Source organism: Streptomyces sp. NPDC060198 (assembly GCF_042728415.1).
Taxonomy (GTDB): domain Bacteria; phylum Actinomycetota; class Actinomycetes; order Streptomycetales; family Streptomycetaceae; genus Streptomyces.
On sequence record NZ_JBHWZJ010000266.1, the window covers coordinates 1 to 9,741 of the forward strand.

7 protein-coding genes and 1 riboswitch are annotated in these 9,741 nt (G+C 75.2%); of the genes, 6 read left to right on the plus strand and 1 reads right to left on the minus strand.

The window, feature by feature from the left end; genetic code table 11:
• Positions 1 to 205 precede the first annotated feature (205 nt).
• Positions 206 to 319, plus strand: a riboswitch (cobalamin riboswitch).
• 133 nt (positions 320 to 452) lie between these two features.
• The 5 genes from ACFWEP_RS25760 to ACFWEP_RS25780 are packed head-to-tail and all read left to right on the plus strand — an operon-like array spanning position 453 to position 7,132.
• Positions 453 to 1,424 carry a cobalamin biosynthesis protein gene (locus tag ACFWEP_RS25760; protein ID WP_387373291.1) on the plus strand — a complete coding sequence of 324 codons (972 nt, stop codon included), beginning with the start codon at positions 453 to 455 and terminating at the stop codon, positions 1,422 to 1,424.
• A complete protein-coding gene (locus ACFWEP_RS25765; protein ID WP_387373293.1) occupies positions 1,421 to 3,088 on the plus strand; it encodes a cobyric acid synthase in 1,668 nt (555 codons plus the stop codon). Before ACFWEP_RS25760 ends, ACFWEP_RS25765 begins: the two co-directional genes overlap by 4 nt.
• On the plus strand, positions 3,085 to 5,157 hold the full coding sequence (locus ACFWEP_RS25770; RefSeq protein ID WP_387373295.1) for a putative cobaltochelatase: 2,073 nt from the start codon (positions 3,085 to 3,087) through the stop codon (positions 5,155 to 5,157). Before ACFWEP_RS25765 ends, ACFWEP_RS25770 begins: the two co-directional genes overlap by 4 nt.
• A complete protein-coding gene (cobO, locus tag ACFWEP_RS25775; protein WP_387373297.1) occupies positions 5,157 to 5,771 on the plus strand; it encodes a cob(I)yrinic acid a,c-diamide adenosyltransferase in 615 nt (204 codons plus the stop codon). Before ACFWEP_RS25770 ends, cobO begins: the two co-directional genes overlap by 1 nt.
• A complete protein-coding gene (locus ACFWEP_RS25780; protein WP_387373299.1) occupies positions 5,768 to 7,132 on the plus strand; it encodes a cobyrinate a,c-diamide synthase in 1,365 nt (454 codons plus the stop codon). The genes cobO and ACFWEP_RS25780 overlap by 4 nt, the downstream gene beginning before the upstream one ends.
• 96 nt (positions 7,133 to 7,228) lie before the next feature.
• Here the strand turns inward: ACFWEP_RS25780 and ACFWEP_RS25785 are convergent, their stop codons facing one another.
• Positions 7,229 to 7,951 (minus strand): ZIP family metal transporter, encoded by a 723-nt coding sequence (locus ACFWEP_RS25785; protein WP_328722421.1) that lies wholly within the window; start codon positions 7,949 to 7,951, stop codon positions 7,229 to 7,231.
• A 110-nt stretch (positions 7,952 to 8,061) separates the two neighbouring features.
• Here ACFWEP_RS25785 and cobC point away from each other — a divergent pair, with 110 nt between their 5' ends.
• Positions 8,062 to 9,648, plus strand: a complete 1,587-nt coding sequence (gene cobC, locus ACFWEP_RS25790) for an Rv2231c family pyridoxal phosphate-dependent protein CobC (protein ID WP_387373301.1) — start codon at positions 8,062 to 8,064, stop codon at positions 9,646 to 9,648.
• Positions 9,649 to 9,741: the final 93 nt, after the last annotated feature.

A 9,741-nucleotide genomic window follows, 5' to 3' on the forward strand; every position in this document is an offset into this window, starting at 1 on the left:
ACGGGCGTCCGGCCCGATGGGCGTCCGGCCCGATGCGTGTCCGGCCCGGCGGGCGTCCGGCCCGGCGGGCGTCCGGCCCGGCGGGCGTCCGGCCCGGCGGGCGTCCGGCTGTGGGCCCGGGCACACTTCGGCCCCGCAGGTCAACGGCGAGTTGACGGGCCTTCGCGCTGCGTGGTGGACTGCCGGAGCCATTCACGGCGACAGCAGAGGAAGCCGGTGCGAATCCGGCGCGGTCCCGCCACTGTCACCGGGAAGCGGCACCCCGACGTGCGTACGACGGACGACCGGGGTGGCCGCCGATCCGGGAGCCAGGACACTCTCGTCGCCGTCTCGTCGAACCAGGGCGCGGACCCTGAGTGAGGACATACGCCATGCCCGGCCGCCGTGCGCCCGATCCCCTGTCAGCCTTCTCCGCCGGCCCGGGACCGCTCCGCCGTACGGCGGGCTGAGCCGTGCGTGGAGAACGCGTCTTCGCGTACGGCGCCACCGCCGGGCTGATCACCGACCGGCTGCTCGGCGATCCTCGCCGGGGCCATCCGGTCGCCGGGTTCGGCCGGGCCGCCGCCGCCGTGGAGAAGCGCCTGTGGCGGGACCACCGGGGCCGGGGGGCGCTGCACGCCCTGGTGTGCGCCGGAAGCGCCGTGGGGGCCGCGGCGCTCGCCTCCCGTGCCGTACGCCGGAGTCCCGCCGCCGCCGTCGCGCTGACGGCCGTCGTCACCTGGTCCGTCGTCGGGGGCACGTCACTGGGCCGCGAGGCCAGGGCCATCGGCGCGGCGCTGGACGCCGGGGACGTCGAGGCGGCCCGGGAGCGGCTGCCGCATCTGTGCGGGCGCGACCCGCAGGCGCTCGACGCCCCCGGGATCGCCCGAGCCGTCGTGGAGTCCGTCGCCGAGAACACCTCGGACGCCGTCGTCGGCGCCCTGGTGTGGGGCGCGCTGGGCGGGGTCCCGGGGCTCGTCGGCTTCCGTGCCGTGAACACGCTGGACGCGATGGTCGGCCACCGTTCGCCGCGTCACCGCCGCTTCGGGTGGGCCTCGGCCCGGCTGGACGACGTCGTGGGCTGGCCCGGGGCCCGGCTGACCGCCGCTCTCGCCGCCGTCGCCGGGGGGAACCCGGGGCAGGCCGTCCGGGCCTGGCGCGCGGACGCGGGCCGGCATCCGAGCCCGAACGCGGGTCCGGTGGAGGCCGCGTTCGCGGGGGCGCTCGGCGTGCGGCTGGGCGGGACCCTCGCGTACGGCGGGCGGGTCGAGCACCGGCCGGTGCTGAACGGCGCCGAGGGGCGGGCCGTGGAGACCGGAGACATCGAACGCGCGGTGCGGCTGTCGCGCCGGGTGAGCGCGCTGGCCCTGGCCGTCTGCGTCGCCGGCCGGCTGGCGGCGGGGCGGCCGTCGGCACGCACGAGTACGGAACGAGGACGGGCATGAGCAGCGGGAACACGAAGAGGGGCGGCGGGCTGCTCGTCGCCGGGACCACCTCGGACGCGGGCAAGAGCGTCGTCACGGCGGGGATCTGCCGGTGGCTGGTGCGGCAGGGGGTGAAGGTCGCCCCGTTCAAGGCGCAGAACATGTCGCTGAACTCCTTCGTGACGAGGGAGGGCGCCGAGATCGGGCGGGCCCAGGCCATGCAGGCGCAGGCCGCCCGGGTCGAGCCGTCCGCGCTGATGAACCCGGTGCTGCTCAAGCCCGGCGGCGACCGGTCCAGCCAGGTCGTGCTGATGGGCAAGCCGGTGGGCGAGATGAGCGCGCGCGGCTACCACGGGGGCCGTCAGGAGTCGCTGTTCGGGACCGTCGTGGACTGTCTGGAGCAGCTGCGGGGCACGTATGACGCCGTGATCTGCGAGGGGGCGGGCAGTCCGGCCGAGATCAATCTGCGGCGGACCGACATCGTGAACATGGGTGTGGCGAGGGCCGCGCGGTTTCCGGTGCTCGTCGTCGGCGACATCGACCGGGGCGGCGTGTTCGCCTCGTTCTTCGGTACGACGGCGCTGCTGAGCCCCGAGGACCAGGAGCTGGTCGCGGGCTATCTGGTCAACAAGTTCCGCGGCGACGTGTCGTTGCTGGAGCCGGGCCTGGACATGCTGCTGGGGCTGACCGGGCGGCGGACGTACGGGGTGCTGCCGTTCACGCACGGTCTCGGCATCGACGAGGAGGACGGGCTGCGGGTGTCGCTGCGCGGGACCGTCCGGGAGTCCGTCGTGGCGCCGTCGCACGGCGAGGACGTGCTGCGGATCGCGGTGTGCGCGGTGCCGCTGATGTCGAACTTCACCGATGTGGACGCGCTGGCCGCCGAACCGGGCGTGATCGTGCGGTTCGTGGACCGGCCGCAGGAGCTGGCCGACGCGGACCTGGTCGTGGTGCCCGGTACCCGGGGCACCGTGAAGGCGCTGGAGTGGCTGCGCGCCCGGGGGCTCGCGGACGCCCTGGTCCGGCGGGCGGCCGAGGGCCGTCCGGTGCTGGGGATCTGCGGCGGCTTCCAGGTGCTCGGCGAGCGGATCGAGGACGAGGTCGAGTCGCGGGCCGGGGTGGTCGAGGGGCTCGGCCTGCTGCCGGTACGCATCCGGTTCGCGCGGGAGAAGATGCTGGCCCGGCCGGTCGGCACGGCGCTCGGCGAGCCGGTGGAGGGGTACGAGATCCACCACGGCGTCGCCGACGTGCAAGGCGGCGAACCGTTCCTGGACGGGTGCCGGGTGGGCCAGGTCTGGGGGACGCACTGGCACGGGTCGCTGGAGAGCGACGCGTTCCGGCGGGCCTTCCTGACGGAGATCGCGCGGGCTTCTGGGCGGCGGTTCACGGTCGCTCCGGACACGAGCTTCGCGGCGCTGCGCGAGGAGCAGCTCGATCTGCTGGGCGACCTGATCGAGGAGCACGCGGACACCGACGCCCTGTGGCGGCTGATCGAGGAGGGCGCCCCCGAGGGGCTGCCGTTCGTCGGCCCGGGCGCGCCGGTGCTTCCCGGGGCGGGCGCCGACGTGGGGGCCGTACCGGCACCCGTACCGGCACCGGTCCTGAGTACGGACGTGTACGACACCGTCCCGTCCGACACCATCCCGTCCGACAGCATCCCGGACACCTCTCTGGAGGCCTTGTGAGCACGCCGTATCCGTTCACCGCGATCGTCGGCCAGGACGACCTGAGGCTCGGGCTGCTGCTGAACGCCGTGTCACCGGCGGTCGGCGGGGTGCTCGTACGCGGCGAGAAGGGCACCGCCAAGTCCACCGCCGTACGGGCGCTCGCGGCTCTGATGCCCGAGGTCGCGGTCGTGCCGGGCTGCCGGTTCTCCTGCGATCCGGCCTCCCCCGACCCGGCGTGCCCGGACGGCCCGCACGCGGCGGCGCCCGGAGCCTCGCGGGCGGCGCGGACGGTGGAGTTGCCGGTCGGCGCCTCCGAGGACCGGCTGGTCGGCGCGCTCGACATCGAACGGGCGCTCGCCGAGGGCGTGAAGGCCTTCGAGCCGGGTCTGCTGGCCGACGCCCACCGGGGAATCCTCTACGTGGACGAGGTCAACCTCCTCCACGACCATCTGGTGGACCTGCTGCTGGACGCGGCGGCGATGGGCGCCTCGTACGTCGAGCGCGAGGGCGTCTCCGTACGGCACGCGGCACGGTTCCTGCTGGTCGGCACGATGAACCCGGAAGAGGGCGAGCTGCGGCCCCAGTTGCTGGACCGGTTCGGGCTGACCGTGGAGGTGGCCGCGTCCCGGGACACCGATCTGCGGGTGGAGGTCGTGCGGCGGCGCCTCGCGTACGACGACGATCCGGCGGCCTTCGCGTCGGCGTGGGCCGACGAGGAGAACGCGCTGCGCGGGCGCATCGCCGCGGCGCGCGCCCTGCTCCCCGGGGTCGTGCTCGGGGACGGGGCGCTGCGGCGGATCGCCGCGACCTGCGCCGCGTTCGAGGTCGACGGGATGCGCGCGGACATCGTGATGGCCCGGACGGCGACCGCGCTGGCCGCCTGGGCGGGCCGCGACGAGGTGACGGCCGACGACGTGCGGCAGGCCGCCCTGCTGGCCCTGCCGCACCGCCGGCGGCGCAATCCCTTCGACGCCCCGGGGCTCGACGAGGAGAAGCTCGACGACACGCTCCGGGAGGCCGCCGAGGAGGAGGCCCGCCGGGACGAGCGGGACGGCACCCCCGACGGTGACCCCGATCCGGACCCCGACCCCGACCCCGGGCCGGGCGGGCAGGGCGGCGGGGGCGGTCCCGGCGGCGGGGTGCCTCCGCAGGGGGGCGGCCCCGAGGAATCGCCTTCGGGCGCGGACGCCCCGGCGGACGGACCGGGCGAGCAGGGTGAACCGGGCGGGCAGGGCTCTCCGTCGGGCGGCGAACAGCAGCCGGTCGCGGCGTCCGAGCCGTTCCGTACGAAGACGCTGAGCGTCCCCGGGCTCGGCGAGGGCGCGGCGGGGCGCCGATCGCGGGCCCGTACCGAGCACGGCCGGACGACCGGCGCGCGGCGGCCGGAGGGTGCGCTGACCAAGCTGCACCTGGCCGCGACCGTGCAGGCGGCGGCCCCGCACCAGCGGGCGCGCGGCCGTTCGGGGCGAGGGCTCGTGGTGCGCCGGGACGATCTGCGGCAGGCGACGCGGGAGGGGCGTGAGGGGAACCTCGTGCTCTTCGTGGTGGACGCCTCCGGGTCGATGGCGGCCCGCCGGAGGATGAGCGCGGTGAAAGGCGCGGTGCTCTCGCTGCTGCTCGACGCGTACCAACGGCGCGACAAGGTGGGCCTGGTGACGTTCCGGGGGCGGGACGCCGAGCTGGTGCTGCCGCCGACTTCGTCGGTGGACGCGGCGGCGGCCCGGCTGGAGACCCTGCCGACCGGCGGGCGCACCCCGCTCGCGGCCGGTCTGCTGAAGGCGCACGACGTGCTGCGGGTGGAGCGGATGCGCGACCCCTCGCGGCGTCCGCTGCTCGTGGTGGTGACGGACGGCCGGGCCACCGGTGGTCCGGAGCCGGTGGCGCTGGCCGCGCGGGCGGGCCGGCTGCACGCCGCCGAGGGCACCGCGTCCGTCGTGGTGGACTGCGAGTCGGGGATCGTACGCCTCGGGCTCGCCGCACAGCTCGCCCGCGATCTGGGAGGCACCGCCGTCACGCTCGACGAGCTGCGCGCCGACTCGATCGCCGGGCTGGTCAAGGATGTTCGAGCAGCCGGGAGGGCCGCGTAATGCCGCAGGGACAGCCGACTTCGGTACCGGAAGACGGGCTCACCACCCGTCAGCGCCGCAACCGTCCGCTCCTCCTGGTCCACACCGGGATCGGCAAGGGGAAGTCGACCGCCGCCTTCGGGCTGGCGCTCCGCGCCTGGAACCAGGGCTGGCCGATCGGGGTGTTCCAGTTCGTCAAGTCGGCGAAGTGGAAGGTCGGCGAGGAGAACGCGCTGAAGGTCCTCGGGGCCAGCGGCGAGGGCGGCACGGTCGCCTGGCACAAGATGGGCGAGGGCTGGTCGTGGGTCCAGCGTGGGCCCTCGGGGGAGAACGACAACACGGTGAACGAGGAGAAGGCCCGCGAGGGCTGGGCGCAGGTCAAGCGCGACCTCGCCGCCGAGACGTACAAGCTGTACGTGCTGGACGAGTTCGCGTATCCGCTGCACTGGGGGTGGATCGACACGGAGGACGTGGTCGAGACGCTGGCGAACCGTCCGGGCACCCAGCACGTGGTGATCACCGGCCGCAACGCCCCGCAGGCGCTGCTGGACGCCGCGGATCTGGTGACCGACATGTCGAAGGTGAAGCACCCCATGGACGCGGGTCAGAAGGGCCAGCGAGGCATCGAGTGGTGAACGGCCCCCGGAACACGCCCCGTCTGGTGATCGCCGCCCCGGCCTCCGGCAGCGGCAAGACCACCGTCGCCACCGGGCTGATGGCCGCCTTCGCCGCGCGCGGACTCGCCGTCTCCCCGCACAAGGTGGGCCCCGACTACATCGACCCCGGCTACCACGCGCTGGCGACCGGGCGGCCGGGCCGCAACCTCGACGCCTACATGTGCGGGACCGGTCTGATCGGGCCGCTCTTCGCGCACGGGGCCGCGGGCTCGGACCTCGCGGTGGTGGAGGGCGTGATGGGGCTGTTCGACGGAGCCTCCGGACAGGGCGAGCTGGCGTCGACGGCGCAGGTGGCGAAGTTGCTGCGGGCGCCGGTGGTGCTGGTGGTCGACGCCTCCTCGCAGTCGCGTTCGGTGGCGGCCCTGGTGCACGGCTTCGCGGCCTGGGACCCCGGGGTGCGGATCGGCGGGGTGATCCTCAACAAGGTGGCCTCCGACCGGCACGAGACGCTGCTGCGCGACGCCCTGGAGGAGTCCGGGCTGCCGGTCCTCGGGGTGCTGCGGCGGACCGCGCGGGTGGAGACACCCTCGCGCCACCTGGGGCTGGTGCCCGTGGCCGAGCGGCGTACGGACGCCGTGGACGCGGTGGCGGCGATGGGCGAACGCGTCCGGGCCGGCTGCGACCTGGAAGCGCTGCTGGCGCTGGCCCGTACCGCTCCCCCGCCGGCCGTGGAGGCCTGGGAACCGGAGCGGTACGAGCTCTCCGGGAGACGTCCGGTGGTCGCCGTGGCGGGCGGGGCGGCGTTCACGTTCGCGTACGCCGAACACGCCGAACTGCTCACGGCGGCGGGCGCGGAGGTCGTCCCCTTCGACCCGCTGCACGACGAGAAACTCCCCGACGGCACGGCCGGACTGGTCATAGGAGGCGGCTTCCCGGAGGTGTACGCCCCCGAGCTGTCGGCCAACGAACCGCTGCGCCGCGCGGTCACCGCGCTCGCGGAGAGCGGGGCGCCGGTGGCGGCGGAGTGCGCGGGGCTGCTCTATCTGGCGCGCGAGCTGGACGGCAGGCCGATGTGCGGGGTGCTCGACGCGAGCGCCCGGATGTCGGAGCGCCTCACGCTCGGTTACCGGGAGGCGGTGGCGGTCGCGGACAGCTCGCTCGCGGCGGCCGGGACCCGGGTGCGCGGCCACGAGTTCCACCGCACGGTGCTGGAGCCGGGTGCCGGCCCCGTACCGGCCTGGGGGATGCACCTGCCGGAACGCCGGGTGGAGGGCTTCGTCCGGGGCGGGGTGCACGCGAGCTATCTGCACACCCACTGGGCGGGAGTGCCGGGGACGGCCCGGCGGTTCGTGGAGCGGTGCGGGGTCACGGACGGCTGAGGTTCGTGGACGGCCCGGCGGTTCGTGGACGGCTGAGGTTCGTGGAGCGGGGTCACGGACGGTGGCGTACGGGCGGGGCGCACGGGCGGGGGCGGTTCAGTCCGCGATGCCGACGACCAGCCAGATGAAGCCGACCCCGCCGATCGTGCAGAGCACGGTGGAACGCGCCGGGTGGTCGTGGTGGGCCTCGGGCAGGATCTCGGCGGCGGCGAGATAGAGCAGGGCGCCGCTGAAGAATCCGAGATATCCGCCGAGAAGTTCCTCCGGAAGAGTGAACACCAGGGTGGTCGCCGCGCCCACGATCGGGGCGATCGCGTCCGCGAAGAGCATGAAGAACGCCTTGCGGCGATTGTTCCCGTAGAGACTGGTAAGGGTGTAGGTGTTGAATCCGTCGGCGAAGTCGTGGGTGATGACGGCCAGCGCGACGGCGGCCCCCATGCCGGCGCCGACTTGGAAGGCGGCACCGAGCGCCACCCCGTCCATCAGGCTGTGGCCCACCATCGCGGCCGCCGCCGTCAGCCCCACCTGGGGGACGCGTTCCTCGCCCGCACCGTGTGCCGCCTGGCGTACCGCGAGCAGACGCTCCACCAGATGGGCCACCAGAAAGCCCCCCACGAACAACAGCAGGGCGGCGGGCACCCCCGCCACGGGCCGCCCCGCCGCATCGATCGCCTCCGGCAGGAGGTCGAGGCCGACCACGCCGAGCATCAGCCCGCCGGCGAAGCCGAGCACCAGGTGGCGGCGGTCGGTGACGCGTTGCGCGACCCAGCCGCCGGCCAGAGTCATCAGGAACGCGCCGAGCGCGACGAACACCGCCATGGGCCCTTGCTAGCCGATCGCCCCCCTTGCCCGCATCTCCGCAGGAGCGCCGTACGCCCCGCCGACGTCCCCAGGACCCGGCGCGGGCGGCCCGTACGAAAGGACTTCCCGTGACCGTAGGCGCAGGGTCCGAAAACCACTCCCCCGCACCCGCCGCGGGGGCGGCGCTCGTCGTCGGCGTCGGCGCCCGCAGGGGCGTCCCCGAGGAAGAGGTGTCCGCGCTGATCGAGCGGGTGCTGCGGACGGCGGGGCTGGCCGTCTCCGACGTGGTCGAACTGGCCACCGTCGAGGCGAAGACCGCGGAGCCGGGCATCGTGGGGGCGGCGGCCCGTCTGGGGGTTCCGCTGCGCGGCAGGTCGGCGGCGGAGCTGACCCGGGTGCCGGTGCCCGGGGCGTCCGAAGAGGTCGGCGCTCTGGTCGGTACGCCTTCGGTGGCCGAGGCCGCGGCGCTCTGCGCGGCGGACGAACTGGTGGTACCGAAGACGAAGTCGGCCCGGGCGACCTGTGCGGTGGCCCGCCGCAGCGGACCGCGCGCGGTTCCCCCGGAAGCGGAATCTTCCGCCGCCCCGGTGACGGAAGGCGCCGCGCCCCTCACCATGGCTGCCATGACTCCCCCCACGCGGTACATCGAAAGCGGCGGCCCCGACCTGCGTCACCACGGCGACGCGGAGGTACGCGGCCGGCAGTTGACCGATCTCGCCGTGAACGTCCGGACGAACACCCCGCCGCACTGGCTGCGGGAACGCATAGCGGCCTCCCTCGGCGGGCTCGCCGCCTACCCCGACGGCCGGGCGGCACGGGCCGCCGTCGCCGCCCGGCACGGGCTCCCGGTGGACCGGGTGCTGCTCACCGCCGGGGCGGCCGAGGCGTTCGTCCTGATCGCCCGGGCGCTGCCGGCCCGGCGGCCGGTGGTGGTGCACCCGCAGTTCACGGAGCCGGAGGCGGCGCTGCGGGCGGCCGGGCACGAGGTGGGGCGGGTCGTCCTGCGGGCGGAGGACGGTTTCCGGCTGGACCCGGCCGCGGTGCCGGAGGACGCCGATCTGGTGGTCGTCGGCAATCCGACCAACCCGACGTCGGTGCTGCACCCCGCCGGTGTGCTGGAGGCACTGGCGAGACCGGGCCGGACCCTGGTGGTCGACGAGGCGTTCATGGACGCGGTGCCCGGGGAGCGCGAGGCGCTCTGCGGGCGTACGGACATCCCCGGCCTCGTCGTGCTGCGCAGCCTGACCAAGACGTGGGGGCTGGCCGGGCTGCGGATCGGCTACGTGCTGGCCGAGCCGGCGGTGATCGCCCTGCTGGAGGAGGCGCAGCCGCTCTGGCCTGTGTCGTCACCGGCGCTGGCGGCGGCCGAGGCGTGCATGGAGCCCCGGGCCCTGGCGGAGGCGGCCGACGCGGCGGACCGGATCGCGGTGGACCGGGCCCATCTGCTCGCGGGTATCGCGGAGTTCGGCGAGATCGAGGTGGTGGAACAGGCCCGGGGGCCGTTCGTGCTGATCCGGCTGGAGGGTGCGGCCGAGCTGCGGCAGGGGCTGCGTTCGCTGGGGTTCGCGGCCCGGCGCGGGGACACCTTCCCGGGGCTGGGACCGGAGTGGCTGCGGCTCGCGGTCCGGGACCGGGTGACGACGAACCGCTTTCTCCAGGCGCTGGACCTGGCGCTCCAGGCGCTGCCGGTGGGGGCCGGAAGACCGGCGGGGTGACGCGACGGGCGGGCCTGCGGGGAATCGGGGGCTCCCCGCGGAACCGGGGCGTACGCGGATCGGGGGCGTACGGCCGGACCCGTCACGGTCCTC